24 protein-coding genes are annotated in these 26459 nt (G+C 63.2%); 15 read left to right on the top strand and 9 right to left on the bottom strand.

What is annotated here, in order from left to right; all coding sequences use genetic code 11:
• The first annotated feature begins 15 nt into the window (after nt 1-15).
• Nucleotides 16-1572 carry a sensor histidine kinase gene (locus tag AC097P_RS08695; protein ID WP_479609996.1) on the top strand — a complete coding sequence of 519 codons (1557 nt, stop codon included), beginning with the start codon at nt 16-18 and terminating at the stop codon, nt 1570-1572.
• A gap of 27 nt (nt 1573-1599) precedes the next feature.
• Here the strand turns inward: AC097P_RS08695 and AC097P_RS08690 are convergent, their stop codons facing one another.
• Complete coding sequence (locus tag AC097P_RS08690) at nt 1600-2379, bottom strand: substrate-binding periplasmic protein (protein WP_479610428.1); 780 nt, start codon at nt 2377-2379, stop codon at nt 1600-1602.
• Between the two features lie 134 nt (nt 2380-2513).
• Between AC097P_RS08690 and AC097P_RS08685 the strand changes: the two genes are divergently transcribed.
• The 3 genes from AC097P_RS08685 to AC097P_RS08675 all read left to right on the top strand — a co-directional run bounded on the left by AC097P_RS08685 (nt 2514) and on the right by AC097P_RS08675 (nt 5109).
• Nucleotides 2514-2759: a hypothetical protein gene (locus tag AC097P_RS08685; protein WP_479609995.1), complete on the top strand. Its 246-nt coding sequence runs from the start codon at nt 2514-2516 to the stop codon at nt 2757-2759.
• Nucleotides 2750-3940 carry an AraC family transcriptional regulator gene (locus tag AC097P_RS08680; protein WP_479609994.1) on the top strand — a complete coding sequence of 397 codons (1191 nt, stop codon included), beginning with the start codon at nt 2750-2752 and terminating at the stop codon, nt 3938-3940. Before AC097P_RS08685 ends, AC097P_RS08680 begins: the two co-directional genes overlap by 10 nt.
• Before the next feature lie 113 nt (nt 3941-4053).
• Nucleotides 4054-5109 carry an alpha/beta hydrolase family protein gene (locus tag AC097P_RS08675; RefSeq protein ID WP_479609993.1) on the top strand — a complete coding sequence of 352 codons (1056 nt, stop codon included), beginning with the start codon at nt 4054-4056 and terminating at the stop codon, nt 5107-5109.
• A gap of 32 nt (nt 5110-5141) precedes the next feature.
• On the opposite strand, the gene gcvA is transcribed toward AC097P_RS08675, so the two are convergent.
• Nucleotides 5142-6038, bottom strand: a complete 897-nt coding sequence (gene gcvA, locus AC097P_RS08670; RefSeq protein ID WP_479609992.1) for a transcriptional regulator GcvA — start codon at nt 6036-6038, stop codon at nt 5142-5144.
• Between the two features lie 128 nt (nt 6039-6166).
• Here gcvA and AC097P_RS08665 point away from each other — a divergent pair, with 128 nt between their 5' ends.
• Nucleotides 6167-7054, top strand: coding sequence for an EamA family transporter (locus tag AC097P_RS08665; RefSeq protein ID WP_479609991.1), 888 nt, complete (start codon nt 6167-6169; stop codon nt 7052-7054).
• Here the strand turns inward: AC097P_RS08665 and AC097P_RS08660 are convergent.
• Nucleotides 7043-7942, bottom strand: coding sequence for an HTH-type transcriptional regulator ArgP (locus tag AC097P_RS08660; protein ID WP_479609990.1), 900 nt, complete (start codon nt 7940-7942; stop codon nt 7043-7045). The genes AC097P_RS08665 and AC097P_RS08660 overlap by 12 nt on opposite strands.
• 120 nt (nt 7943-8062) lie before the next feature.
• Between AC097P_RS08660 and AC097P_RS08655 the strand changes: the two genes are divergently transcribed.
• Nucleotides 8063-8713, top strand: a complete 651-nt coding sequence (locus AC097P_RS08655; RefSeq protein WP_479609989.1) for a LysE/ArgO family amino acid transporter — start codon at nt 8063-8065, stop codon at nt 8711-8713.
• A gap of 6 nt (nt 8714-8719) precedes the next feature.
• Here AC097P_RS08655 and AC097P_RS08650 read toward each other — a convergent pair whose 3' ends face one another.
• On the bottom strand, nt 8720-9382 hold the full coding sequence (locus AC097P_RS08650) for a TetR/AcrR family transcriptional regulator (protein WP_479609988.1): 663 nt from the start codon (nt 9380-9382) through the stop codon (nt 8720-8722).
• A gap of 131 nt (nt 9383-9513) precedes the next feature.
• Between AC097P_RS08650 and AC097P_RS08645 the strand changes: the two genes are divergently transcribed.
• Nucleotides 9514-9873, top strand: a complete 360-nt coding sequence (locus AC097P_RS08645; protein WP_479609987.1) for a DUF1304 domain-containing protein — start codon at nt 9514-9516, stop codon at nt 9871-9873.
• Nucleotides 9874-10033: 160 nt separating this feature from the next.
• Here the strand turns inward: AC097P_RS08645 and AC097P_RS08640 are convergent, their stop codons facing one another.
• Nucleotides 10034-11488 carry a DUF3999 family protein gene (locus AC097P_RS08640; RefSeq protein WP_479609986.1) on the bottom strand — a complete coding sequence of 485 codons (1455 nt, stop codon included), beginning with the start codon at nt 11486-11488 and terminating at the stop codon, nt 10034-10036.
• Nucleotides 11485-14484 carry a DUF2339 domain-containing protein gene (locus AC097P_RS08635; protein ID WP_479609985.1) on the bottom strand — a complete coding sequence of 1000 codons (3000 nt, stop codon included), beginning with the start codon at nt 14482-14484 and terminating at the stop codon, nt 11485-11487. The genes AC097P_RS08640 and AC097P_RS08635 overlap by 4 nt, the downstream gene beginning before the upstream one ends.
• 88 nt (nt 14485-14572) lie before the next feature.
• On the opposite strand from AC097P_RS08635, the gene AC097P_RS08630 reads away from it, so the two are divergent.
• From AC097P_RS08630 to AC097P_RS08610, 5 genes are all read left to right on the top strand, one after another.
• A complete protein-coding gene (locus AC097P_RS08630; protein WP_479609984.1) occupies nt 14573-15730 on the top strand; it encodes an alpha-hydroxy acid oxidase in 1158 nt (385 codons plus the stop codon).
• 106 nt (nt 15731-15836) lie between these two features.
• Nucleotides 15837-16769 carry an exopolyphosphatase gene (locus AC097P_RS08625; RefSeq protein ID WP_479609983.1) on the top strand — a complete coding sequence of 311 codons (933 nt, stop codon included), beginning with the start codon at nt 15837-15839 and terminating at the stop codon, nt 16767-16769.
• 2 nt (nt 16770-16771) lie between these two features.
• Entirely contained in the window at nt 16772-18079 is a 1308-nt protein-coding gene (locus AC097P_RS08620) for a Y-family DNA polymerase (RefSeq protein WP_479609982.1), read from the top strand.
• Nucleotides 18080-18403: 324 nt separating this feature from the next.
• Nucleotides 18404-19255, top strand: coding sequence for an enoyl-CoA hydratase-related protein (locus tag AC097P_RS08615; RefSeq protein ID WP_479609981.1), 852 nt, complete (start codon nt 18404-18406; stop codon nt 19253-19255).
• A gap of 112 nt (nt 19256-19367) precedes the next feature.
• Nucleotides 19368-21224, top strand: a complete 1857-nt coding sequence (locus AC097P_RS08610) for a putative bifunctional diguanylate cyclase/phosphodiesterase (RefSeq protein WP_479609980.1) — start codon at nt 19368-19370, stop codon at nt 21222-21224.
• A gap of 71 nt (nt 21225-21295) precedes the next feature.
• On the opposite strand, the gene queF is transcribed toward AC097P_RS08610, so the two are convergent.
• Genes queF through yaaA form a run of 3 tightly spaced genes read right to left on the bottom strand, consistent with a single transcriptional unit; the run spans nt 21296 to nt 23920 of the window.
• On the bottom strand, nt 21296-22162 hold the full coding sequence (gene queF / locus AC097P_RS08605; protein ID WP_479609979.1) for an NADPH-dependent 7-cyano-7-deazaguanine reductase QueF: 867 nt from the start codon (nt 22160-22162) through the stop codon (nt 21296-21298).
• Nucleotides 22159-23103 (bottom strand): alpha/beta fold hydrolase, encoded by a 945-nt coding sequence (locus AC097P_RS08600; protein WP_479609978.1) that lies wholly within the window; start codon nt 23101-23103, stop codon nt 22159-22161. The genes queF and AC097P_RS08600 overlap by 4 nt, the downstream gene beginning before the upstream one ends.
• Before the next feature lie 37 nt (nt 23104-23140).
• Nucleotides 23141-23920, bottom strand: coding sequence for a peroxide stress protein YaaA (gene yaaA / locus AC097P_RS08595; protein ID WP_479609977.1), 780 nt, complete (start codon nt 23918-23920; stop codon nt 23141-23143).
• A gap of 6 nt (nt 23921-23926) precedes the next feature.
• Between yaaA and AC097P_RS08590 the strand changes: the two genes are divergently transcribed.
• The 3 genes from AC097P_RS08590 (at nt 23927) to AC097P_RS08580 (ending at nt 26344) form a co-directional block, all read left to right on the top strand.
• A complete protein-coding gene (locus AC097P_RS08590) occupies nt 23927-24385 on the top strand; it encodes a hypothetical protein (protein ID WP_479609976.1) in 459 nt (152 codons plus the stop codon).
• A 103-nt stretch (nt 24386-24488) separates the two neighbouring features.
• A complete protein-coding gene (locus tag AC097P_RS08585; protein ID WP_479609975.1) occupies nt 24489-25574 on the top strand; it encodes a sensor histidine kinase in 1086 nt (361 codons plus the stop codon).
• Nucleotides 25571-26344: a LytR/AlgR family response regulator transcription factor gene (locus AC097P_RS08580; RefSeq protein WP_479609974.1), complete on the top strand. Its 774-nt coding sequence runs from the start codon at nt 25571-25573 to the stop codon at nt 26342-26344. Before AC097P_RS08585 ends, AC097P_RS08580 begins: the two co-directional genes overlap by 4 nt.
• The last annotated feature ends 115 nt before the right edge of the window (nt 26345-26459 follow it).

Here is a 26459-nt window from a genome sequence, read left to right as displayed (position 1 = left end):
GAAAGGCCCCGGCGCATGCGCTGGCTAGCGTCTCTGTCGCTCAAGGGCGCCATTGTGCTGGGCATGGCACTCGGGATTCTGCTGCCAGTGCTGGCCGTAGGCCCGGTGCTGGCGCTGGACAGCTACCAGCGCGAGATCGATGCCCGCATCACCACACTGCTCAAGCAATACGGCACCATGTTGGCGCAGAGCATGTCCACTCCAATCTGGCATGTGGACCAGCCGACCGCAGAGTCCTTCGTCAACTCGCTGATGTCCAACCCCGACGTGATCCGTGTGCGGGTAGAAGATGCGTCGCTGGGCCCCTTCATCCTGGCGGAGAAGCCCGTCCCCAGCGGCGGTGAACTGGTGCAAGAGGTGCGCCCCGTGCTGCGCGATGGTGCAACGATTGGCCGGGTCAGCATTGAAATGACCACGACGTACGTAAAGCAGCATTTCCTGGGCAAGCTGGTCACCGCGACCGTGGCCTTGGTACTGCAGGTGCTGATCTCGTTTGGCCTGCTCTTTCTGCTGTTCGAGCACCGCCTGATGCGCCCGCTGCGCCAATTGCTGGGCGACGCCAGACGCTTGTCCAGCGGCGAGTTGACCCAGCCGGTAGCCGTGATGCGCCATGACGAAATCGGGGCACTGGCCGAAGGCCTGGACACCATGCGCGAAAACCTGAGCGAGCAGATATCCCACGTGCGCGACTTGAACGCTACGCTGGAGCAGCGCGTCAGCGATCGCACCCAGTCGCTGAACGCCGCCAACCAGGAACTTGTGGGCGCCATGGCCGCGCTGAAAAATGCGCATGACGAGATCCAGCGTTCGGAGCGCCTGGCCGCCCTGGGGGCGCTGGTAGCCGGCGTCGCGCACGAACTCAACACCCCTATCGGAAACTGCGTCACGGTAGCCAGTACGCTGTACGACATCAGCATGCAGTTCTCTCGGGCCAGCGCCAAGGGCATCACCCGCTCGGCCCTGAACTCCTATGTTGAAAGCACCCAGCACGCCAGCGAACTGCTAACACGCAACCTGGACGTGGCCGTGGACCTGATACGCAGCTTCAAGCAGGTGGCCGTAGACCGCACGCGGGCGCAGCGGCGCGAATTTGCGTTGGACGCGATGGTGGCCGAAACCCTGCTGATCCTCAGCCCCTCCTTCAAGCGCAACCAGCACCACCGCATCACCGTGGAGGTGCCCGCCGGCATCACGATGACCAGCTACCCTGGCCAGCTGGGGCAGATACTGACCAACCTGATCAACAACGCCGTGTTGCACGGCTTTACCGACGGCAGACCTGGCGCCATCCATATCAGCGCACGCAGTCTGTCGCCCGATGCGGTGGAGCTGGTGGTGGAAGACGACGGTGTTGGCATACCCGAGGCCAATCTGCGGCGCATCTTTGACCCGTTCTTCACGACACGCCTGGGCCAAGGTGGCAGCGGCCTGGGGCTCAACATCGTCTACAACCTGATGAAGGATGTGCTGGGTGGCACGGTGCACGTCTACAGTACGCCGGGCAAGAGCACGCGTTTTGTGCTGGCGATGCCATGCGTGGCTAAGGAAAACGACTTCGACGACGAGCCCTGATCAGCGCGCGTGTATGCAGCCCCGGGCCTACTTGCCAGCGGTGCCGCTGCTCCAGCCCGATGGGCATTTCACCTGCGACAGCAGCTTGGCGTACTCGGGCGATGCCTTGAGCTTCTTCAGCCCGGCATTGAAGTCGGCCGCACGGTTTGCACTATCGGTCAATGCGCGCGGCAGCAACACGTGCGACGTGAAGGTGTCGATCATTTGCTTGGGGTCTACCGACAGCTTGGCGGCGTCTGCATCGGTGAAGTTTTTCTGCAGCACGTCGCAGGCCACATTGCGCTCCATCGGAGCCACGTCCAGCCGGTCCAGCAGCAGCATCTTGATGGCAGCCACATCGTTGGGCAGCTTGTCGCTCTTGAAATCACCGGCGCTGGCCATGCTCCAGATCTCGGGGGTGTAGGTGTAGTCCTGGACCAGGCCCACGCGGTAGGGCTTGAGGTCAGCCAGATTATTCCAGCCGAACTTCACGGCATTGCGGTACACGAACACCCATTTCTCGGTGACCACGTTGTCGCTGACAAAGAAAGGGGGGTTGCGCTCGGGGTTGTTGCCCCAGGCGGCCGTGGCGTCCCACTTGCCAAGCCGGGTTTCGGCCAGCGCGCGCGACCAGGGCAAAAAGGTGTACTCCACCTGGTAACCGGCCAGTTCGAACGCCCGGCGCACGACGCTTAAGGATATGCCCTGGTCCGCCCGGGCAGCGGTCATGTAGGGAGGCAGCTCGCCGGTGGCAATCTTCAGCGAGCGGGTAGGGGTTTGGGCCAGCACCTGCAGCGAAGCGGCCATCATCAACGCGAATACGCGCATGCTTTTCACAGTGCACCTCCAAAAACCAGACCGACAGGTGCACAGCCTAGCACCCATTGGCTAAAGTGGATACAAATACTTGAGGTCTCTAGTGTCACGGGCGCGCGGGGCTGCGGCGCACTACCATAGCGCCCATGAATGCAATAGAAGCACTGCAATCCATGGGCTTTGTGCTGCCCAGCACGGCCTACATAATTGGCGCCATCGTGTTCGGCCTGATCGGCATAGTGGCGTTCCGCCGGGGCCGCAAGGCACCAAAGCCGCTGCTGACCTGGACCGGGGTTGCACTGATGCTGTACCCCTATGCCGTCGGAGAGACCTGGCTGCTGTGGTGCGTGGGTATTTGTCTGAGCGCCCTGGTTTTTGCCAAATGGGATTGAGCAACGCCCATTTTTTGTCGGCCGCCGGCTCCTGGCCACTGGTGCTGGCCGACGTTGCAATACGCGGCGCGCTGATCGCGCTGCTGGTTGTGTTGGCCGCGGTGATGCGCCGGGACAGGCCCCACCTGGCCGCCGCACGCATTGGCGTGGCGATGGCGCTGGGCCTGTGCATCCAGGTCATCAGTGCCACGCCGCTGTTTGAAGACATGGTGCCGCGCCTGTGGCAGGCACCGTGGGTGGCGGTCTCGGTCGGCAATGCCGTGCTGTTCTGGATCTTTGTGCAGGCCTTGTTTGACGACGAATTTGTGCTGCGGCCGGTGCATGGGGTGGCTTGGTTGGCGGCCGCCACGTTAAGCGGGCTCAATTGCGCGCTGCTTGCCAACAGCGCGTCGATACTCGCGCCGGTCACGATGGGCGTGCAGCGCGCGGTACCACTGGTGTTTGCCGTGCTGGCCGCAGTGGCTGCCGCCCGGCACTGGCACAGCGATCTGGTCGAAGAGCGCCGGCGCCTGCGCATCTTTGTGGTTGTCACCGGTGTCATCTATTCACTGGCGATGCTGGCCGCGCGGTTGGACGCGCCGCAGGGTCGGCTGACGGGTACAACCGCCACGCTGGATGTTTTGGCGCTGCTGCTGATCGTCACGGTGCTGGTTGCGCGTTTGCTGCGCCTGGGCAGCTCCAACCTGTTTCCGGCTACCGCCTCTGTCGAAGTGCACTTGCCGTTGGTCGCTGACCCGGACATCACCGCCTTGAGCAACCCGCTGGAACCTACCGGCGAAGTGGCCGAAGCCCCGGGAGAAGAAGAAGCCCTGCCCCCGCCCGACCCGGCCGAGGAACGGCTGGCCCAGGCGCTGCAACACCTGATGGCTGTGGAGCACGCCTACCGGGCCGAGGATATGAGCCTGGCCACGCTGGCCGCACGGCTGAAGACGCCTGAATACAAGCTGCGCCGGCTGATCAACCAGCGCATGGGTTATCGCAATTTCAACGCTTTCATCAACGGCCTAAGGCTGGACGCGGTGCAGGCCGCATTGCGGGACCCAACCAAGCGCGACCTGCCGGTGCTGACGCTGGCGCTGGATGCGGGCTTCCAGTCCATAGGCCCGTTCAACCGGGCATTCAAAGCCGCTACCGGCCTGACGCCGACCGAGTTTCGTAAAAAACATACCACCGATTCCTGAAATCGGCTGGCCGAAAGCTGCACATGCAGGCTTTGGCAAGACTTTGGCTCGTCTGCCCGGCACAGTCCGCCCACCCACCGGCAAAACGCCGCTGGTTTTTGGGGGATCGGACTATGTTTTCACATTTGCATTCTTTCGTTTCAAAGGCTGGGCGCCCTGCGCTGTTGGCCCTCGTCTGCACACTGGGCGCCGGCGGGGCCCAGGCCGAAGTAGGCCTCAGCACCATCTCGGGCGTCGAGGGCGACGGCCCCGTCACGCTGTACTACCCCACCCAAGCCGCTGCTGCACCCGTGCGGCGTGGCCCGTTCACGCTGCAACTGGCTGAGCAAGCGCCGCCACAGCGCGGCAACGGCCGGCTCGTCGTCATATCCCACGGTTCGGGCGGCGGACCGTGGGTGCACGCCGACCTGGCCCGCACCCTGGTCGAAGCCGGCTTTGTCGTCGCTGTGCCCCAGCACCATGCCGACAACAGCCGGGACGGCAGCAACCCCGGCCCTGCCAGTTGGGCCATTCGCCCGCAAGAGGTGTCGCGCGCGATCGACGCCGTGGGCCGCGATGCGGGCTTTGCGCCGCTGCTGTCTTTAGACCAGGTAGGCATGTATGGCATGTCCGCCGGGGGCCACACGGCGCTGTCGATGGCGGGCGGACGATGGTCGCCTGCAGGCTTCAAGCAGCATTGCGAGGCCAATTTGGTCGACGACTTCCAGGCTTGCGTAGGGCTGATCACGCGCTTGACCGGTGGCATCTTGGACGGCATCAAACAATGGGTGGCACGGGCCGTGATACGCCACCGCTTTGACGACGCCACGCCACACGCCCATACCGACCCGCGGGTGACCGCCGTGGTGGCCGGTGTGCCTGCGGCGGCCGATTTCGATATGGCATCCTTGGCCGCACCGCGCGTGCCACTGGGCCTGATCACCGCGCAAGGAGACCGTTGGCTGACGCCCCGCTTCCACAGTGACCGCGTGCTGCAGGCTTGTACCACTTGCGAACACATCGCCGATCTGCCCCACGGCGGCCACGGAGCGCTGCTATCGCCGTTGCCACCGGGCCTTACCGGCCTGGTGGGGGACATGCTGAACGACCCGCCTGGGTTTGACCGCAGCCAGATGCACGGCGTGGACCAAAAAATCGCCGCGTTTTTTGCGCGCCACTTGGTGCACTAAAGCTGCCCAGTCGCCGCCGCTGAAAGACGTGCTTAGCCCTGTGGCGCCATGGCCTTGACCTGGGCGCGCACCCAGTCCAGAAAAACCGGGGCCTTGGCGGGCAGAGTGTCGCGCAGATCGGTCACCAGATAGTAGGCATAGGCTGCAGGCAGGCGTGGGCCCGGCAGCAGCACCAGGCGACCTGCCGCAATGTCGTCGTGCGCCAGCACCGAGCGCACCAATGCCACGCCCTGCCCTGCCAATGCGGCCTGCAACAACAGGCCGGCGTCACTAAAAGCCATCGCGAGCTTGGGCACGGCACCGCTGACACCGGCAGCACGAAACCAGTCGTGCCAGGCCCGTGTGGACTCGTCGCGCAGCAAGGGATGGCGCAGCAGGTCCCGCGGCCGCGTGGGCAGTTTTCCGTTGCGATAGGTCGGACTGCACACGGCCAGCATCTCTTCACCCATCAGGCGCTCGGCCTGCACGCCGGGCCATTGTCCGGGGCCGTAGCGAAACGCCAGGTCTATGCCGGTGTTGTGCAGGTTCACAACGCTGAGGTTGGCGTCCAACGTCAGTGCGATATCGGGGTGCGCAGCCATGAATGCAGACAGGCGGGGTAACAACCACTTGGCCGCAAAGGATGGCAGCACCGAGATGCGCAGGGGTTTGTCCTGCGCATCGGGTTGGGCGGCTTCTATGACCTGCGCCAGCCGCGCCAGTGCGTCGCTGAGCGCAGGCGCCAGCCGTTGGCCGGCCTGCGTCAGCACCACACCCCGCCCTTGCCGTGCCAGCAGTTCCACACCCAAGGCCTGCTGCAAGAACTTGATCTGGTGGCTGACCGCACCATGGGTCACGTTCAGCTCATCTGCCGCCAGGCGCAGGCTGCCCTGTCGGGCTACGGACTCAAACGCGCGCAGGGCGGGCAAGGGTGGAATGCGGGTGGTCATCGGCAACAGGTGAATGCTTTTAACTGGTTTGCACAATCGATTTCGATTGACGGTAATGGCGAATTTACCCACAATTTGCTGCAGCTACCAAGCACCTTTGCTGCAGCACATATGAATGATATTCAACGATGAAGCCTTTTGACACCGCCCTGGCCCTGCTCGTCACCGCCATATGGGGTTTGAACTTTTCCGTCATCAAACTTGGACTGGCCACGCTGGACCCCAATCTGATGGCCGCTATCCGTTTTGCACTCTGTGCGCTGCCAGCCGTGTTCTTCGTGCCAAGGCCGAATGTGGCGTGGCCTTACTGGGTGGTCTATGGCCTGTTGTTTGGCGTGGTGCAGTGGGGGGCGGTGTATGCCGGCATTTACTTTGGCCTGTCTGCGGGGCTTGCGTCTCTGGTGCTGCAGGTGGCGGTGTTCTTCACGATGGCCGGTGGAGTACTTTTCTTCCACGAGCGGGTGAGCACACCCATGCTGTTGGGCACGGCTGTGGCCTTCTCGGGCGTAGCGCTGGTGTTTGCCCATGCCGAGGGCCAGGCCACGGTATTGGGACTGGGCCTGGTGGTCCTGGGCGCGCTGGCATGGGCTGCAGCCAACCTGGTTGTCAAACGCGGCAAGCCTGCGAGCATGTTTGGTTTTATGGTGTGGTCAAGCCTGGTCGCGCCCCTGCCCTTGCTGCTGTTGTCGTATGGGTTTGCCGGGCCAGAACGCATTGCACACGCGCTGGTCAGCATCGATGCCACGGCCGTTTTCTCCATCGTGTTCCAGGTCTACCCCACGACGCTGTTGGGTTATGCGGTGTGGAACGGTCTGCTCAAAAAATACCCCGTCTCCACCGTAGCGCCCCTAACGCTGTTTGTGCCGGTGTTTGGCATGCTGGGCTCGGTGCTACTGTTTGGCGAGACGCTGCCCGGCTACAAATGGCTGGCCATGGCCTGCATTTTGGCGGGCCTGCTGATCAACCGCTTTGGCGGCGGCTGGTGGCAGCAGTGGCGCGGCCCGCTACGGGCTTAGGGCCTGGGCCGCAAGCTTGACGGCCTGTGTCAGGCGCTGCGCTGCGGCGGGCTCGCGTGCCCAGTGGTGCCAGTACAGCGGTATGTCCACCGCGCTGCCGGGCAACATCTCCACCAGCGGAAAACGGTCCGTGCGTGCGGCCAGGTGCAGCTCGTGCACCATGCCCCAGCCCATGCCGTTGGCCAGCGCGCTCTCAAACGCGTCGACTGCGGGCACAAAGTGGCGTGGGTACTGGGGGGTCTGCAAACCAAAGTGCTGCAGCAAAAACTGGTCTTGCAAGCCGTCCTTGCGGTTGAAGATGACAGCCGGTGTGGCCAGCAGGCGGTGGGGTGACACCGCGCCCGTCTTGGTCTGGCACTTGCGCACCAGCGCCGGTGAGCCCACGCAGCGGTAGCGCATCACGCCCAATGGCTCTGCCACACAGCCGCGCATCGGCGTAGGGTGGGTGCTGACACAGGCCACGACATCGCCACTCTTCAGCGCCTCGTGCGTATGCTCCTGGTCGTCTATCACCACATCCAGCAGCAGATGGTGGCGTGCCAAGGCAGGGGCCACGCCGGGCAGCAACCAGCTGGACAGCGAGTCGGCATTCACCGCGATGCTGAGGCGCTGCCATTGCCTGTCCTGGCCCTGCAGCGTGGCGCCGTCGGCCAACAAATCGGCCTCCATCAGCCGCAGCTGTTTGATGTGGGCCAGCAGGGCCTGGCCGGCCGCCGTGGCACGCACGACCTTGCCGCGCACCAGCAGCCGCTGGCCCAGCGTGGCCTCCAGGCTCTTGATGCGCAGGGACACGGCCGCCAGGCTCAGGTTCAGTGCGCTGGCCGCCGGGCCAAAGCCACCGTGCTCCAGCACCGCGGCCAGGGCTTCCAGTTGTTTGCCGTCCAGCATGTATGCCCTCAATCGCTTAAATATTTTTTAACCAACAACAGTTTAATTTAAAAGTATTTTCAAACACCAGCACTGCAGGCACAGTTCAGCCATCGCTATTTTGTTCGCCACTGGAAATCCATGCCAAGCCTTACCGCCCTGATGCCCATGGCACCCGCCTTCAACGCCGGCCTGGCCCTGTGCCTGTCGCTGATCATGGCGCTGGGCGCGCAAAACACCCACGTCATACGCATGGGGCTGCAGGGCCAGCATGTTCTGCTGACCGTGGTGCTGTGCATAGCTTCCGACGTGGTGTTGATTGCGCTGGGCGTGTTTGGTGTGGCGCAGCTGGGTGGCCTGTCACCGACGCTCAAGGCGATGATGATTGGCGGTGGCGCCGTCTTTCTGCTGGTGTATGGCGCGCAGGCGTTTGCCCGCTTTCGCAGGCCTGCCGCGGCCAACGATTCCCTGTCCACGGCGGCCACCAAACCCATCACCCGGCGCCAGGCCACGCTGGCTGCGCTAGCCTTTGCGTGGCTCAACCCCCACGCCTGGCTGGACACGGCGGTGTTGATCGGCTCTGCGTCGCTGGTCTGGGGCACGCCTGGCAATGCGGCCTTTGGCGCGGGCGCCATTGCCGGCTCAGTGATCTGGTTTTGTGGTTTGGGCCTGGCCGTCTTCTGGCTGGGCCAGCGCCTGGGAAAACCGTCCATCTGGCGTGCGCTGGACGGGTTGGTGGCGCTGATGATGTGGGCGACCGCCCTGGTCTTGCTGTGGGGACTGGTGGCTTAGCTGGGCCTAACTGCCAGCACGCATGCCGTTCAGCATGGCATGCACCAAGGCGCGGGTCTCGGCCAAGGCAGCCTGGGCGGCGTCTTCGGGCTGGTGGGCCAGCGCCTCGACCGCACCGTAGAGCAGGCCCAGAATCAGCCGCGCGCGCAGCAGCACATCGCCGGCCGGCAGCATGCCCAATGACTGGAGCGTGCGCACCGTTTGCACCATCGCGCCCAGTCCGTGGCGCTCGCGTATCTCCAGCCAGGCCTGCGCACCCAGCACCGCGGGTGCGTCGGTCAGGCCGATGCGGCGGCCCTCAGGGTTCAAACCCGCCTGCAAAAATACGTCGATAGCGGCCATGAAAGCCTGCCAGGCATCCGCACCACCGGCCAGCGCCTTGGCGCGGGCGGCAGCGGTCAGCTTGACCAAGCCTTCGTCCAACTCTTCGGCAACAGCGGCAAACAAACCTTTCTTGTCGCCAAAGTGGTGGTACAGCGCGCCGGTGGTCACACCCGCCTCGGCGCAGATGGCGCCCAGCGATGTGGCCTCGTAACCCAACTGGCCAAACAATCTGCGGCCCACGGCGCGCAGCGCGGCCTGCGTAAAAGCGGCATTGGCCTTGCGGCCGTCTGCTGGAGCGGCGGTGACCATGGGCGAGCTTTCAGTCACCGCACCGATGGCTTGCACGGAGGCAGTTTTCAGAGAACGATGGGCTAGCTGTCGCATAGGTGACTTTTAAACATAACGTAATTATGTATTCTACATACTTTCCAAATCGCAGGATATCTTCTATCCCCTGCTAACCAAGGACCTTCACCATGTTGCTCGCCGCCAAAGTACTCGCCGGACTCGTACTCTTCATCCATATTTACATCTTCCTGTTGGAAACCGTGCTGTTTCCGACCCGCGGCCGCAAGGTATTTGGCTTGAGCAAGGAGCAAGCCGACATCATGCGGCCCGCCATGTCCAACCAGGGTTGCTACAACGGCTTCTTGGCTGTGGCGCTGGCCCTTGGCTTCCTGATTCCCCACCCCGCCACCGCAACAGCGTTCACCATTTACGGCCTGGGCTGCGTAGCGGTGGCGGGTGTGTGGGGGGCAATCACCGTGCAGATCCGCATCCTGTTCGTGCAAACTGTGCCTGCGGTGCTGGCCCTGGCGGCTTTGTTTTTGGCCTGATACCAGCAGACCGCAGCCACGGGCCGATTCATGATCGCGGACGCATCGAAGAGCGGTCCGTGCGCTGGCATACCTTTAGTTTCAGTGGCTACTTTTTCTTCGCTATCAAATCAGGAGCTGCTTACGCTCACTCCGCGAGGGCTAGCGGCCGATTTGACCACTAAGATTTGGCCGCCATCTCGCGCAGCAGCGAATACGCCACGGCGCCCAGCGCCAGCACGCCAACACCCAGCACCACCCACAGCAGCACGCTGCGCAAGGACACGCTATCGGGCAGCCAGCGCGACGCAGCGCCGTCCAGGCCGCCAGTGGCCTGGGCCCGCACGACCACATTGGACACGGTAGCCAGCGGCAGCTCGGCCAGCTTGGCTGGCGTCACTGAGCCCAGCAGCGAAGCGTCTACCGCCGCAGCGGGTGTGTTGGGCCGGCCTACGGCCAGCGTAAACGGCCCGGCACCCGATGCAAGAAAAGCCACCTGCAGCGGCGCAAATTCCACCGTAGCCTGCAGGCCGCCGGCCGGCAGCGCCATGCCCTTGCCCGCCTCAACGCGCAGGCTGTGCAGCGACGCGCCGTACAAGGCGGTGGCCGGGTTGCTGCCGCCCTGCCCCACGCCGTCCAGCCGGTACACCACGCTGGACGCCAGCGTACGCCAGGGTTGTGAGGCCTCACCACGGCCCAGGATACGCACCGGCACCAGGCTGTTGTTTTGCACGGCTTGCAAGTGCAGCGCGGCAATGGGTGTGGCAAACGGCAGGGTCCACGTCAGTGCGCCGTTGCCATCCGGCGTGCCGACTGGCAGGGCGGCCCGCGCCGGCGGCGCCACCGTCTGCGATGCAGCCACCGTGCCAGTCAGTGCGCGCAGCTTCACGCCGGCCTGTCCGGGCCACGACAGGCGCAGGTAGCGGCCTTGGGGCTGCAACGGTTGCACCAGATCCAGCGTGGTGTTGGCAGGCGCGTCGCCGCCGTCAAACTGGAACAGCGGGCCCTTGGTAGCCACCGGCGTCCACTCCAGCAGATCGGTGCTGCTGGCAACCGAGACATGCACCAGCGCGTTGTGCGGCATGTCCACCACCAGGTCCAGCGCGGCCAGGGTCTGCTTCTCGCTGCGCAGGTCAAACAGTGCGGCCTGCAGCGGCTGTGCGGACACGGCGGCATCGGCGGCGCTGGTCTTCATGTCGGGCCGGTCCCAGCGCACCCAGGCACTGGTGCGTTGCTCGCCGTTGTCGATGCGCACCTCGACGGCGCCACGCGTGGGTTTGATATCGCCACTGGTCGAGAACAACGGGTAGGCCTTGTAGCTGACGGTTTGCGCAAACGGTGCCCTGCGGGCCAGGTCCGCACCGCCCAGCAGCGCAAAAGGCACTACGGCACCGGCCGCATTGAACACGCGCACATCGTTGGCGGCCCCACTGCGCATGCCCTGCAGCGCTTGCACCGGCAATTCAACGCGTGCCAGGCTGGCCCCGGTGGGCAGCGTCAAATTGGCACGCCATGCAAAGTCGCCAGCTTGCGCAGGTGTATCCGCTACCGCCAAGCCCGATGCCCCGCAGGCCAGCAGCACCCACGCAGATACCGCCAGCCCCCTAATACGCGTGCGCGCAGTCTTGCCACTCATGCCGTCTTCTCCCTATCGTCAGCCAAAGCCACCGGCGGAATGGGCGCAAAGTAGCCCACCACCAGCATCAAAACACCCACCGCGATGAAGGCAACGATGCGCTCGGAGCCCCCGCGGTTGGACAAATCCACCAAGAACAATTTGGCCACCGTCAGGCCCAGCAGCGTGGCACCGCCGGTCCACAGCGGCCGCGCATGGCGGCGGTGCGCCACCAGCATCAGCGCCATGGCCAGCAGCGTCCACAAAATGGAATATCCGGTCTGTACCAGGAAAGATGCGAACAGCTGGTCCGCATCCCAGGGTACACCGGCCCAGTGGTGCACGACGCGCAGCCACACCGTGTTGAAGACGATAAAGCTCAAGGCCGCCAGCACAAGGGTCCACCGTGCGCTGTGGATGCCCTGCGGCGCAGCAATATCACTGCGGCGCACACGCACCAGCCACAGGCTGCACGCCGCCAAGGCAAGCGCCACCGTGATGTCGGTCGGGTTGAGCAGCGGCACATAGGGCAAGGGCCTGGCGTTGCCATTGGAATGCACCGCCACCAGCACCGCGCCGAGCGCCACACACACGGCCAGCGGCGCGGCAGCGCGCCACAGGTAGGCATCGGCGAAGCGGTCCAGCGGCCACCGGGTGCGCAGGCGGCCCTGCGGCGCATACAGCGCGGGCTGGCCCAACGCCAACAGCACCACCACGCCGGCTACCAGGCAGATCACGCTGGCCCAGGCCGTGCCCTGCAACTGCGCCTGCTGCACGGCCCACACGATCACGTTGCCGACCAACAGCACCATCAACCACACACCCCCGCTGTGCACCCACGACCACCAGCGCCGCGGCGGCAGGCTGTCCAGCTGCTTGAGCGTCGCAAAATGCAGCACCAGCGCCAGCGGCCACACCAGCCAACCCCAGGACTGGAACACGTGGTGCAGGCCCATGACGCCTTGCAGCGCAACGACCCCCATGACGGGCAGCGAGAACCAGGCCGGCGAGGCGGCCACCGCCCACGGCCGTGGCCGCGTCGGCAGCGCAAAGCGGTGGGCCAGACAGGCGCTGCCCAGCCAGGCCAACATCTCCAGATAAGCCTGCAGCGTGCTGCTGAACACCGGCGTCCACAGACCGTCTGCATTGACCGCGCCACGCTCGATCTCATGGCCCAGCGCAAACTGCCACCACAAGAAGCCAACCCAGAACAGCACCGGCGACAGGCCGTTTTCCAGCGCCACAAAGGGCGTGGCGGGCGGCACATCGGGCGCCGCGTCCGGCGGCCGCGACCAGTAGGCAATCACCAGCGCGGAGAGGGCCAGCAGCACGGCGCCAATAAAGGCCGGGTTGGCGATCGGCCAGTTGGATACCTGCACCGTGTCAAAAGATTTCATGAAGCTCAGCGCCGCAAACAGCTGCAGCGCCAAGCCTGCCAACCGGGCCAGCCAGCGGTCCTGGCGCTTGCCCATCCAGTACACGGCGGCACCCTCGGCCGCCCACACGGCCGTGGTCCAGCGTGCGTCCAGCGCCAAGGGCACGGCCAGCGTCGCAAAGCCCAGACCCAGCGCGACAAAACATTCGGCCAGCCACTGGCCGACGCCGCCGTCCTTGCCAGAGTCTTTGTGCTTCAAAGCCCACCAACCCAAGGCCAGGTAAATGGCGCCCATGGCCAGTGACGAGAAAGCGGTGGCGTATTCCACTTCGTGCACCAGACGGGCCTGCAAGCCAAATGCCACCAGCGGCACGCCAAAAATCAGCGTGGCATCGACCGCCTGTTTGGGCTGCAGCCCGTGGCGCGTCGCATACATCAGGCTGGCGGCCAGGTAGAGTACAAAGAAGGCTATCAGGAAAGGCTCGGTGCTGGCCAGCTGCTCGGGCTGGTACTTCAGCGCGCCCCATGCCGTGGCCACGCCAAAGGTCGCAAAGAAGCCCAACAGGTTCAACGCCCGCCAGGCCTTGACCCAAGCCACACCCGCTATGGCGGCACCCAGCAACAGGTAGTAGCTGAACAACCCTACATGGTCGCCCTGGCCTGTGGACAGCAGAATGGGTGCTGCAAATGCACCAGCAAAACCGATGAAAGCCATCGGCATCGCGTTTTGCAAGAGCGCGATCGCCGTGGAAAACGCGCACACCAGGGCCAGTACTGCAAATGCCGCACCGGCCGGCAAAAACTGGTACAGCCTGAAGGCCGCAAACACCGTCAGGTAGAGCACACCGACGCCGGCTCCCTGCAAGCTCATCGCATAACCCGGGCGGTCGGGCACCATCCTCCAGCCAAAGACAAACAGGCTAATACCCGCCGCGCCAATGGCAGCAAGGCGCAACTCGGGCGGCAGCATAGCGTTGTCTATCGCGTACTTGGCCAGGAAGGCCAGGCCGACAAACAGCACCAGCACACCCATGCGCACGATGGTGTTGCCACCCAGCAGCCAATCGCGCGCGGCACCTATGGCGCGGCTCACCCCATCGGGCGTCTGCACGGTCGGGAATTCCGTCTGGACGGGGTCGCGTTTACCGGCTGCAGCGGCAAAGCCCGACTGCGTGTCTCCAAACTCCGATGGCACGCTGCCGTCGTCCTCCAATGCCGCGCGCGGCACGTGGATGGGCATGTCCACGCTCCAGTCAGTTTCGGAAATGACGCCCACCGCTGCGGCGGCGGACGGGGCTACCGGCGTTGGCGCAGGCCCCGGTGGTGTTGATACAGCTTGAAGTGACGGCGCAACGGGCTGCGGTAACGGCACCGTGGGCTGCTGCTCGGCCATCACTTCGAGTGCGGCCACACGCGCCGCCTTGCGCACGGCACGGCGCAACGTAAACCCAGCAATGGCACCCAACACCGCGCCCATGAAGAGCCCAAACCCTTCGTCGTGCCGATCCAGGCAAAACCCAAGAATGCCCCCCCAGATTGCACCCCACAAGACCATATTGCTGCTCCATTGACGCGCTATGCCCGGGTTGACCGCCCCGCTTTGGGGCGCCTGGTAACGCTGGGTCAGTCTAGCCCATGCCATCAAAATATTTCAAACTGCCGCAAGCGGATTTCACGCATGCCCCTGCTGCCGGGGGGCTACTATCGTGACCCATACCAGGAGACAAGCCATGGCGACACCCATCACCACCATCGAAGACCTGCGCGTGCTGGCGCAAAAGCGTGTGCCCCGCATGTTTTACGACTATGCCGACTCCGGCTCGTGGACCGAGGGGACTTACCGCGCCAATGAGTCTGATTTCCAGAAGATCAAGTTCCGACAGCGCGTGGCCGTCAATGTGGACAACCGCAGCACGACCAGCACCATGGTCGGCCAACCCGTGGCCATGCCGGTGGCCCTGGCACCCGTGGGCCTGACCGGCATGCAGCATGCCGACGGAGAAATCAAGGCGGCCCATGCTGCCAAGGCCTTCGGCGTGCCTTTCACGCTGTCCACGATGAGCATCTGCTCCATAGAAGACGTGGCCGCCGGCACCGGCAACCACCCGTTCTGGTTCCAGGTCTATGTGACACGCGACCGCAGCTTCATCGAACGCCTGATCGAACGCGCCCGTGCCGCCAAGTGCTCGGCCCTGGTGCTGACGCTGGACCTGCAAATCCTGGGCCAGCGCCACAAGGACATCAAGAACGGCCTCTCCGCACCGCCCAAGCTCACGCTGAAGAACATCGCCAACATCATGACCAAGCCGCAGTGGGCGATGGGCATGCTGGGCACGCAGCGCCGGGGCTTTGGCAACATCATCGGCCACGTCAGCGGCGTGGACGACATGGGGTCACTGTCCGAATGGACGGCAAAGCAGTTTGACCCCACGCTGAACTGGGCCGACGTGGCTTGGATCAAGGAGCGCTGGGGCGGCAAGCTGATCCTCAAAGGCATACAAGACGTGGAAGACGCCAAGCTGGCAGTGGCCAGCGGCGCCGACGCCATCATCGTCTCCAACCACGGTGGGCGCCAGCTGGACGGTGCCGAATCGTCGATACAGGCATTACCGGCGATCGTGGACGCCGTGGGCAGCCAGATCGAGGTGCACATGGACGGCGGCATCCGTAGCGGCCAGGATGTGCTGAAGGCATTGGCCCTGGGCGCCAAGGGCGTCTACATCGGCCGCTCCTTCATCTACGGTCTGGGGGCCATGGGTGAGGCCGGCGTCACCAAGGCACTGGAAATCATCCGCAAGGAAATGGATATCAGCATGGCGCTGTGCGGCAAATCGAGCATCGCACAGGTGGACAAAAGCATGTTGCTGCCAGGCAGCTACCCGGTGTGACGCCACGGGCGCACGGATCGCAGGGGAATATCTGCCGGGTCATTTTTTTGCGTTAGGATGAATTGTTTTTTTCCATCCACCTGACCGCCCCGCAAAGGATTTTCCCATGAGCGCAAGCAAATTCCGTCTGGTGACCCGAAGCGACTTTGATGGCCTGGTCTGCGCGGTGCTGCTCAATGAACTGGACCTGATTGACGACATCAAGTTCGTCCACCCCAAGGACATGCAGGACGGCAAGATCGACATCACCAGCCGCGACATCACGACCAACCTGCCGTATGTGGCAGCGGCCCATCTGGCCTTTGACCACCATGAGTCGGAGACCATACGCAACACCGGCGATCGCCCCAACCACATCATCTCGCCCCACGCCCCGTCGGCGGCGCGTGTGGTGTACGACTACTACGGTGGCGCCAAGGCTTTTCCCAACATCAGCAACGACATGATGGTGGCGGTGGACAAGGCCGATTCGGCGCAGTTCAGCCACGAAGAAATCTTGGAACCCACCGACTGGGTGCTGCTGAACTACCTGATGGATTCGCGCACCGGACTGGGCCGTTTTCGCGAGTTCCGCGTCAGCAATTACCAGCTGATGATGGACCTGATCCAATACTGCCGCAACCACGGCATCGCTGACATCCTGCAACTGCCAGACGTGATTGAACGGGTCGACCTGTATTTCGACCACGCCGCACGTGCCCGCGAACAGATCGAGCGCTGCGCCACCGTGCACAAAAACCTGGTGGTGCTGGACCTGCGCAACGAAGAGACCATCTTCGCTGCCAACCGGTTCCTCATTTATGCGATGTACCCGCAGTGCAATATCTCCATCCATGTGGTGTGGGGTGTGCAAAAACAGAATACGGTATTTGCCACCGGCAAGTCGATTCTGGACCGCAGCAGCAAGACCAATGTGGGCGAGCTGATGCTGCAGTACGGCGGTGGTGGCCACAATGCTGCCGGCACATGCCAGGTTGACAACGAGCAAGCCGAAGACGTGCTGGGCGCTTTGGTCAACCAGATCAATTCCGATGGCTGATGATGCCGGTGCGGCGCATTGCCCACCTGGACATGGACGCGTTCTACGCGTCGGTGGAGCTGCTGCGTTACCCGCAGCTCAAGGGTCTGCCGGTCGTCATTGCCGCGGGGTGCAAGGCGATACAAGACGCGCTGGAATCCTTGCGCGCGCAAGACTTGGCAGACGCCGATCCTTCTGAACCTGAACCACCCTGGGACGCCGCCGCACAGCGTGCCGCCCTCAAACGCATACCGATAGACGCTTTTGCCCGGCTGCACAGCTACACCGGGCGCGGCGTCATCACCACCGCCACGTACGCCGCGCGCCAGTTCGGCATAGGCTCGGCCATGGGCCTGATGAAGGCCGCCAAGCTATGCCCACAGGCGATTTTGTTGCCGGTGGACTTTGAGGAATACCGCAAGTTCTCGCGCCTGTTCAAAGGCATCATCACCGACATCGCCCCGCTGATGGAAGACCGGGGCGTAGACGAGGTGTACATCGACTTCACAGACGTGCCCGGCGGCCAGCGCGAAGGCGGGCGCGTGCTGGCGCGGCTGATCCAGAAAAGCATTTTTGAGGCGACGGGTCTGACTTGCTCAGTCGGCGTGGCGCCCAACAAGCTACTGGCGAAAATGGCCAGCGAATTCAACAAGCCCAACGGCATCGCCATCGTCTACGAGAAGGATTTGGAAACGCAAATCTGGCCGCTGGCCTGCCGCAAGATCAACGGCATCGGCCCAAAGGCGGATGAGAAACTGAAGCGCCACGGCATAGAAACCATTGGCCAGCTAGCCGCAAAGGATCTGCAATGGCTGAGGGACACGTTTGGCCAGCGCACCGGTGCCTGGATGCATGCGGCATCCCACGGGCTAGACGATCGGCCCATCGTGCTGGAGAGCGAGCCGGTCAGCATCAGTCGCGAAACTTCGTTTGAACGCGACCTGCACGCGGTGCGCGACAAAGCCGAGCTGGGCGCCATCTTCACGCGCCTGTGCGAACAACTGGCCAGCGACCTGCAGCGCAAGGGGTATGTGGGCAAGACGATCGGCATCAAGATCAAGTTCGAAGACTTCACCGCCGTCACGCGCGACATCACGGTAGAGCACCACATCAACGACGCCAGGGAGATACGGCGGGTCGCGGGCTTATGCCTGAAACGTGCGCCGTTGCAGAAACGGCTGCGTTTGCTGGGTGTGCGCATGGGGGCGCTGTTGGGTGTTGATGATGCTCTGCTGAGCTTCAAGAGAAACAAGTCGCTAGCCCTCGTGGATAGACCACAAGCAGCTATCGGATTGGAAGCAGCGGAGGAGCGGACGGGGTGGCTTTTTTAGGGGGTGCTGGCTGTGTAGCTGGGCCCGCGCGAGGCAGGGGTAGACCTTTTGCTCCGTGTCCCCCGCCCGCTTTGCGGGCTCCTCCTTTACCTGCGCAAAAGGCCTACCCCTGCCTCGCGCTCCGAGTAGCTAGAGCGGCTTGCAAACCGCGTCCCCCAAAGCCACGCCACCGGCGGCTCAGGGTGGCTGGCTGTTTTGCGCAGGTAAAGGAGGAGCGCGCAGCGCGGGGGACACGGAGCAAAACAGCCGGCCACCCTGAGCCGCCGCGACAGGCACGAAGCCAGCCATGCACTAAAGTAGCCGCAAATTACCCGGAGTCCACCCATGACAACACCAAACCTCACCTGCTTCACCCTGACCACCACCAACCACATCGCCCACCTGGTGCTGAACAAGCCCGACGCGATGAACACCATGCACCCCACGTTCTGGCGTGAGCTGGATGCGGTGCTGACCCACCTGCACCACGACGGTGCAGCACGCGCCCTGGTCATCAGCAGCACGGGCAAACACTTCAGCGCCGGCATGGCGCTGGAGACCTTTGCCGGCGCCATTCAGATGGACGACCAAAGCCCCGAAGGCCGCGCCGCCATCTTTGACATGCTGGGCGACATGCAGGCCACCTTCACCAAGCTCGAGACCCTGCGCATACCGGTGATTGCGGCCATACAGGGCGGCTGCATCGGCGGCGCGGTGGACATGATCACCGCCTGCTGCATACGCTATGCCACGCCGCAGACCTTCTTCTGCATCCAGGAGATCAACATCGGCATGGTGGCCGACGTGGGTACGCTGCAGCGCCTGCCCAAACTCATCCCGCTGGCCGTAGTCAAGGAGCTGGCCTACACCGGCCGGCGCCTGGGCGCAGACCGCGCGCTGCAATACGGCCTGGTCAACGCCATCTTTGACTCTGAAGAAAGCATGCTGGCTGCGGCGCTGCAGTGCGCAGCCGAGATTGCGTCCAAACCCCCGGTCGCCATCTGGGGCACCAAGCAGGCCATCCACTACGCACGTGACCATTCGGTAGACGACTCGTTGAAACAAATGGGCTGGCTGCAAGGCGCCATCTGGAGCAACCGCCATGTCATGGAGTCGGTCAAGGCCATGAAGACCAAGGCCACCGGCGACTTCCCGGCGCTGACCCCGCTGGCACGCTTCGTGGATCTGGGCCAATAGTTTTTCCCTAAGCACGCACGGCACTGGGCCGCGGCGGGGTCTGTACAAATACCCCAAATCGTGGTTTCATCCGCGATGGTCTCGGGTTAACAAACCCGATAGGGGTATTTGCATGCAAAAAAATCCGGTGGTGCCGCCGGGGCAGAAACACCTGCCCGAATTGACCGCGCACGGTTCGCCCACTCTCTGCTTTGCCAAGGATGCGCAAAGCCGCTGTCTGATGCTGCACAAGGCCTGCGCATGCGCTAGTGCCGATGCACAAAGCCAGCATCTGGCAGATGCCCATTCACTGCAAGAGACAGCCCTGCACACGCTGAGCATTCTGGACAATATGCTGGATGGCGTGCTGACCATCAACAAGCGCGGGCATATTGAATCCGTCAACAAGGCCGCCGTCAAACTCTTCGGCTACACCGTCGATGAACTGCTGGGCCACAGCGTGGGCATGCTGCTGCCCGAGCCCTACAGCGGCGACCACGACCAGCAGATGCAGCTGTTCAAACACACCGGCTCCAACTACCTGGTTGGCACGCCGCGCGAGTTAATGGGCAAGCGCAAGGACGGCAGCATTTTCCCGATCAGCCTGTCGGTCTCCAAGATTGCCCGCCCAGACCGGCCCACCTTTGTTGGCGTGATACGCGACATCACGCAGCGCCGCCAGCAGGAGGAAGAAATCCAACGCCTGGCCTTTTACGACCCGCTGACCCAGTTGCCCAACCGCCGGCTGCTGATGGACCGTCTCAAGCAGGCGCTGATGACGTCGGCCCGCTCCGGCCAGCGTGGCGCGCTGATGTTTCTCGACCTGGACCACTTCAAGCTGCTCAACGACACACTGGGCCACGACCTTGGCGACGCGCTGCTCAAACAGGTCGCGAGCCGGCTGAAGACCTGCGTGCGCGAGGGCGACACCGTGGCGCGGTTGGGCGGTGACGAATTCGTCGTGCTGCTGGAGGGCCTGAGCCCGACCGCGGTAGAGAGCGCCGCCGATGCCGAGGTGGTGGCCAACAAGATATTGGCCGCACTAAACCAGCCCTACGCGCTGCGCTGGCACCACCACGAGAGCACGCCCAGCATCGGTATCACCGTCTTCAAGGGCGACCAGGAGAGCACCGAAGCGCTGCTGAAGAAGGCCGATCTGGCCATGTACCAGGCCAAGGCGGGTGGCCGCAACACCGCCCGCTTTTTCGACCCTGCGATGCAGGCCAAGGCCAGCGCCCATGCGCTGCTAGAGCAGGACATGCGCCGCGGTTTGGCCCGGCAAGAGTTTGTGCTGCTTTACCAGTTCCAGGTGGATGTGCAGGGCGTGCCGATCGGCGCCGAGGCCCTGCTGCGCTGGAACCACAACACGCGCGGCCTGGTGCCGCCAGCGCAATTCATCGCACTGGCCGAGCAGACCAGCGTGGGGCAGTTGCTGGGGCAATGGGTGCTGGACACGGCCTGCAGCCAGTTGGCCCTGTGGGGCCAGCAGCAGGCCACGGCGCACTGGACGTTGGCCATCAACATTGGCCGCAGCCAGTTTGACGACGAAGGCTTTGTCACACAAATCGCCACCGCACTGCAGCGCACAGGCGCCAATGCCCAACGGCTGAAGCTGGAGCTGACCGAGAGCATGCTGATGAACGACAGCAGCGAGACACGCGCCAAGATGCACGCCATCAAGGCGCTGGGAGTAGGCTTTTCGCTGGACGACTTTGGTACCGGCTACTCATCGCTGCTGCACCTGCAGCGCCTGCCGCTGGACCAGTTGAAGATCGACAAATCCTTTGTGCATGCGCTGCTGACCCGGCCGGGCGACGCCAGCGTGGCCCGTTCTGTCGTCGCACTGGGCCACAGCCTGGGCCTGACCGTGATTGCCGAAGGCGTAGAGACCGCCGCACAGCGCAACCGCTTGGCCGAACTGGGTTGTGATGCTTTTCAAGGCTACCTGTTTGGCCACCCGGCACCGGCGGCCGAGCTGGTGCATTTATAAGAAATCGGGCTGGAGCCCTCGTGCACAGAGCGTAAGCCGCTACGATTTATATAGCAAATTTCAGACCGATGCTATTGCCGCGCCGTACGCACATTGCGCGGCAGCGCCTGCGGATGGCTGGTACGAAACGGGTTGATGTCCAGCCCGCCACGGCGTGTGTAGCGTGCATACACCGTAAGCCGGGTGGGCTTGCAGCGCGTCCAGATGTCCATGAAGATGCGCTCCACGCACTGCTCATGGAACTCATTGTGGTTGCGGTAGCTGACGATGTACTGCAGCAGGCCACCCTGCTCGATCTGGTCACCGCTGTAGCTGATCTGCACACTGCCCCAGTCGGGCTGGCCGGTCACCAGGCAGTTGCTCTTCAATAGATTGCTGACAAACACCTCGGACACCGGCTGCTCATCTGGCGTCACCGTCAGCAGCTGCGGGGCAGGCGTGTACTGCGTGCATTCGATGTCCAACCGGTCCAGCTTCAGACCATCCAACTCATGCACCGGCTCGCGGTCAAACTGGTCGGCGGGCACCACCGTTACGCCGATGGTAGTAGGGGCCTTCACCGGCTCGCCATCAGTTCGCCAGACGGCCTCGGTGATGTCTGCGCGCAGCCGCGCCTTGACGGCATCCGCATCAGCAAAACGCGTGTTGTTGAAGCTGTTCAGGTAAAGCTTGAAAGATTTGCTCTCGACGATGTTCAGCGACTCGCAGGGCACCGTGAAGTGCACCAGAGCCACCTGCGGTTTGCCGCGCAGGTTCAGCCAGCTCAGCTCGAACGCGGTCCACATGTCGGCACCAAAAAATGAGGGCGCACCGGCAATGCCAATCTCGGCCCTTTTGCCGGCGCGCGGGATCGGAAACAGCAGCGACGCGTCGTACTGATCGATATAGGCAGAGCTTTTGCCCAGCTGCGATTGTTCGGGTGTGTTGCTATTACTCATGCTGCGGCCTTTCCGGCGAGGTAGGGTGCCGGTGGCTCGGCTGCCTGCAGGTGCGGGATCAACTCATCCAGCATCTGCGCTACCGGCTCGGGCGGCAGGTCGTGGCCCATGCCGTCAAAGCCGACCAGGCGGGCGCCAGGAATGCGCGCGGCCGTGTCTTCGCCATTGGGAAACGGCACCAACGGGTCGGCGCGGCCGTGCAACACCAGCGTGGGGCTGGTGATGCGGGACAGCTGCGATGCACGCTTGGTATCGGCGACGATGGCCAGCATCTGGCGCAGCGTGCCCTCGGGGTGGAAGCTGCGTTGCACGCCGCTCAGGATGCGCTCGCGCATATCGGGCTCGGGCACCGGGTAGCCGGGGCTGCCTATGGCGTTGAACAAGCGCACGTAATGGTCTGCGACGTCTTCAGGCGCATCGCTGGCCGGGCGCTTGAGCAAGACCCGTGTCACCTCAGGCGTGGCTTGGGGCAAGCCCTTGGCACCGCTGCTGCTCATGATGCTGGTCAGGCTCAGCACGCGCTGTGGTGCCGCGATGGCCACGCGCTGGGCAACCATGCCGCCCATGCTGACGCCGACCACGTGCGCACGCTCCACGCCCAGCGCATCGAGCACGCCCAGCGCGTCTTGCGCCATGTCTTCCAGCGAGTAAGGCGCTCGCACCTTCAGGCCCAGTTTGTATTTCAGGCCGGCCCACACAATGTTGGGCTTGCCCATGTGGTCAAAGTGCTGGCTCAGGCCGATGTCGCGGTTGTCCATGCGGATGACGCGAAAGCCGGCATCCACCAGCGCCTCGACCATCTGCGGTGGCCAGGCCACGAGCTGCATGCCCAGGCCCATGATCAGCAGTACCGCGGGGCGGGTGTAGGCGTCGGTGTCCTGGGGGTTGATTTCGGCGGTGTCTTCGACTTCGATGTCGATACCGTTTGCTTTGACTTTCATAGCGGACTGATGAGTATTGACGAGGGCTACAGCCCGATTAGCTAGATACCTTGCGGCGGAACACCATGCGTTCGGGTGTGGACTGGGCTGCGCTCCAGGCGTAGCCATCGACTTTGAAGGCGCGCAGCTGCTCGGGCGTGAGCAGCTGGTGCGTGACGGCGTAGCGCGCCATCAGGCCACGCGCACGCTTGGCAAAGAAGCTGATGATCTTGTACTGGCCATTCTTGTAGTCCTCAAAAACGCATTCGACCACCCGGGCCTTCAACGCTTTCGTGTCCACCGCCTTGAAATACTCCTGCGACGCCAGGTTGATCACCACGGGGCTGATATCGGCGCGCAGGCGTGTGTTCAGGTAGTCGGCAATTTGCGTGCCCCAGAAGCGGTAGAGGTCGCGCCCCTTGGCATTGGCCAGGCGCGTGCCCATCTCCAGCCGGTAGGGCTGCATCAGGTCCAGCGGGCGCAGCACACCGTACAGCCCGCTCAGGATGCATATATGCTCTTGCGACCAAGCCAGGTCCTCATTGCTGAGACTGCGCGCATCCAGCCCGCCGTACACATCGCCATCAAAGGCCAGCACGGCCTGGCGCGCGTTCTTAGGCGTGGCCCGGGTCGACCAAGCCTGGTAACGCGCCACATTCAGCGCCGATAACGTGTCGCTGAGCGACATCAGTTCGCCAATCTGCAGCGGCGACTGCGTGCGCAACAGCGTAATCAGCTCTTTGGATTGCTTGACGAACAGCGGGGCCGTGTGGGGCTGCGGGGGGTCAATGGGGGTTTCGTAGTCCAGGGACTTGGCGGGCGAGAGCAAAAACAGCATACGGTGGTGAGTTCAAACATCAACTGGCAGAAGACAGGCCCCATTATCGTGAATGTGAGCAGTCTCCATTGGAGGGCCTATCAGCAGGCGGCTTGCCACTGCTGCGCACTTGGTGTAAGTTTCTATCCACACCAACAATTCAAGCCCGACCGCGACCACATATGGGCTGCCACACGTGCAGCCAACCGGCAAGCGGGGGCAATGGGAGTCTCTATGGGCAAATCACCTTCCAAATACTGGTTCCCCGCCAAACGCTATGGTTGGGGCTGGGGCATGCCGACCGCATGGCAAGGCTGGGCAGTGCTCGGGGCGTTCGGGGTTTTACTCGCATTGGGCATCGTCCTCATCCCGCCCAATCCCCACACGCTGGTGTTCCCCTTGTATGTCGGCGCGCTTTCAGCCATTTTGGTTGGAGTGTGCTATTTGAAAGGCGAGCCACCCGCCTGGCGATGGGGTAAGGACTGAAGGTTGGGGCGACCACCGCCATTCAACCCCACAAAACCGCTGCCCGTCATTCGGACAGGCGGGTTTCCTTGACCCTGGCTGGGTCGGTCGTTATCTTCAAGGCATGACCCAAACACCCAACCCAACCCCTGTATCCCATGGTGTATTGAAAACCGTGTTGGCACAGTTGACCGTACGGCGGGTCGCAGCCACGCTGTTCGCTGCGACTATTGGCACATTGATCGTCAGCCCTGTGTTTGAGACGCCACTGTCAACGCTGCTAACCCGGTCGCTACCCATTGCGATGGCTTTGCTGCTCTCTTATCTGTGGGCGGACCAATGGCACGGCCGCGGCGTACCGAAGTGGGTCATGCAACTCATCGCAATGTTCGTCGCGGCGCCGTTTGTCACGTTCCTGCTGTACTGGTTTACCAGCGGCGGTCTGCAGAGTTTCTTTGCTGCACCCGCCAGGGTATCCGGCTTCTTTATCATCACCTTCGCCTGCATCGCTATCGGGATACCCATGGCGTTGGGAGCCATGGTGCGGGAGCGTGACGCCCGCAACCGTTCGCAGGCGCTCGACCTTGCGCTGGCTGCAGAACAGCTTGAACGGCAAACGTCGGACGCCAGGCTCGCCCTGTTGCAGGCGCAGATTGAGCCGCACTTCCTGTTCAACACTTTAGCCAACGTGCAAGAACTGGTTGAGACAGGTTCACCACAGGCCGCGCCGGTTTTCAGGGCCTTGATTGCCTACCTGCGTGCAACCATGCCGCAGCTGCAGAAAGCAGCCGCTACCTTGGGTGACGAAGTTAGGCTGGTGCAGTCTTACCTGGAGCTGATGGCCATGCGTATGCCGGACCGCCTGCGCTACCGGTTCACGTTGGATGACGAGGTGCTGGCGCTGCGGTTTCCGACCATGGCCTTGCTCACATTGGTGGAGAACGCCATTCGCCACGGCGTAGACCCGAGTGAAGATGGTGGCGAGGTGACAATCGGCGCATCCCGCGACCAGTCTTCTGGCGTTGTCAATGTGTGGGTTGCTGACACGGGTGCAGGCATGCAGGAAACATCCGAGCCCGGGACAGGCTTGTCGAATTTGCGCCAACGCCTGGCCGCGTTCTTCGGCCCCGGCTCGCAGCTTGAATTCACGGAACCGCCAGCGGGAGGTTTGCGTGTAGATTTGCGCTTTACGCCCACATCGCCTGTATGAATTCCATAACCGCCCTCGTCGCTGACGATGAACCCTTGCTGCGCGATCGCCTGGTTGCGCAACTTGCGCGGTTGTGGCCGGAACTCACGGTAGTGGCCCAAGCCCGCAATGGGCGAGAAGCCGTGGAACTGTTTAACGAACACCATCCGGACATCGTTTTTCTGGATGTGCATATGCCTGGCATGAATGGGGTGGAGGCCGCGCGCTGCATTGGGCGCCGCACACAGCTGGTATTTGTCACTGCCTTCGAGAACTATGCGGTGGATGCGTTCAGACAAGGTGCCATTGACTACGTGGTCAAACCGCTGGATGAAGCCCGCCTGGCCGATACCGTACAACGCCTCAAAGAGCGTCTGGCCCACCCCCCCGCGGCGACACCCCCTGACTTCGATACCATTTTGCAAACGATCGCGCAGCAGTTGAAGGCGCAAACCACGCCGCAAGCGCAGCTCAATTTCATCAAGGCATCGGTCGGCAACAGTGTGCGCATGATTCCTGTGGATGAGGTCGTGTACTTTCGCTCCGACACCAAATACACGCTCGTGGTGTGGTCCGCCGGAGAAGCCTTGATACGCAAGACCATCAAAGAGTTGGCTGACGAGCTCGATGGCGAAAAATTTGTGCAGGTACACCGCAGCATCATCGTCAACCTGGGTCAAGTGAGCCACGTCCAAAGCGGCGCCAACGAGACTGCCAATCTGAGCCTCAAAGGGCGGACCGAGCAGTTGCCCATCAGCCGCAGCTACCTGCACCTCTTCCGGCAGATGTAGCTGTACACCCCGTCACCCGTTGGGGTCGAAAAGTTCGTGTGGCCTTGCCCAACAAAGACAACGTTGATCTGGTCAAGACGATTGCCGAGAAAGTCAAGGGCATGAAGAGGGTCGA

This window comes from Rhodoferax sp. ZS1R8 (assembly GCF_056521325.1).
The sequence above is the reverse complement of the archived record's forward strand: the minus strand, read 5'-3'. Positions and strand labels throughout refer to the sequence as shown.

Bases quoted from the DNA above. Each gene is read 5' to 3' on its own strand.
- AC097P_RS08695 (WP_479609996.1), top strand. From the start codon at position 16: ATGCGCTGGCTAGCGTCTCTGTCGCTCAAGGGCGCCATTGTGCTGGGC.
- AC097P_RS08690 (WP_479610428.1), bottom strand. From the start codon at position 2,379: ATGCGCGTATTCGCGTTGATGATGGCCGCTTCGCTGCAGGTGCTGGCC.
- AC097P_RS08685 (WP_479609995.1), top strand. From the start codon at position 2,514: ATGAATGCAATAGAAGCACTGCAATCCATGGGCTTTGTGCTGCCCAGC.
- AC097P_RS08680 (WP_479609994.1), top strand. From the start codon at position 2,750: ATGGGATTGAGCAACGCCCATTTTTTGTCGGCCGCCGGCTCCTGGCCA.
- AC097P_RS08675 (WP_479609993.1), top strand. From the start codon at position 4,054: ATGTTTTCACATTTGCATTCTTTCGTTTCAAAGGCTGGGCGCCCTGCG.
- gcvA (WP_479609992.1), bottom strand. From the start codon at position 6,038: ATGACCACCCGCATTCCACCCTTGCCCGCCCTGCGCGCGTTTGAGTCC.
- AC097P_RS08665 (WP_479609991.1), top strand. From the start codon at position 6,167: ATGAAGCCTTTTGACACCGCCCTGGCCCTGCTCGTCACCGCCATATGG.
- AC097P_RS08660 (WP_479609990.1), bottom strand. From the start codon at position 7,942: ATGCTGGACGGCAAACAACTGGAAGCCCTGGCCGCGGTGCTGGAGCAC.
- AC097P_RS08655 (WP_479609989.1), top strand. From the start codon at position 8,063: ATGCCAAGCCTTACCGCCCTGATGCCCATGGCACCCGCCTTCAACGCC.
- AC097P_RS08645 (WP_479609987.1), top strand. From the start codon at position 9,514: ATGTTGCTCGCCGCCAAAGTACTCGCCGGACTCGTACTCTTCATCCAT.
- AC097P_RS08640 (WP_479609986.1), bottom strand. From the start codon at position 11,488: ATGAGTGGCAAGACTGCGCGCACGCGTATTAGGGGGCTGGCGGTATCT.
- AC097P_RS08635 (WP_479609985.1), bottom strand. From the start codon at position 14,484: ATGGCATGGGCTAGACTGACCCAGCGTTACCAGGCGCCCCAAAGCGGG.
- AC097P_RS08630 (WP_479609984.1), top strand. From the start codon at position 14,573: ATGGCGACACCCATCACCACCATCGAAGACCTGCGCGTGCTGGCGCAA.
- AC097P_RS08625 (WP_479609983.1), top strand. From the start codon at position 15,837: ATGAGCGCAAGCAAATTCCGTCTGGTGACCCGAAGCGACTTTGATGGC.
- AC097P_RS08620 (WP_479609982.1), top strand. From the start codon at position 16,772: ATGCCGGTGCGGCGCATTGCCCACCTGGACATGGACGCGTTCTACGCG.
- AC097P_RS08615 (WP_479609981.1), top strand. From the start codon at position 18,404: ATGACAACACCAAACCTCACCTGCTTCACCCTGACCACCACCAACCAC.
- AC097P_RS08610 (WP_479609980.1), top strand. From the start codon at position 19,368: ATGCAAAAAAATCCGGTGGTGCCGCCGGGGCAGAAACACCTGCCCGAA.
- queF (WP_479609979.1), bottom strand. From the start codon at position 22,162: ATGAGTAATAGCAACACACCCGAACAATCGCAGCTGGGCAAAAGCTCT.
- AC097P_RS08600 (WP_479609978.1), bottom strand. From the start codon at position 23,103: ATGAAAGTCAAAGCAAACGGTATCGACATCGAAGTCGAAGACACCGCC.
- yaaA (WP_479609977.1), bottom strand. From the start codon at position 23,920: ATGCTGTTTTTGCTCTCGCCCGCCAAGTCCCTGGACTACGAAACCCCC.
- AC097P_RS08585 (WP_479609975.1), top strand. From the start codon at position 24,489: ATGACCCAAACACCCAACCCAACCCCTGTATCCCATGGTGTATTGAAA.
- AC097P_RS08580 (WP_479609974.1), top strand. From the start codon at position 25,571: ATGAATTCCATAACCGCCCTCGTCGCTGACGATGAACCCTTGCTGCGC.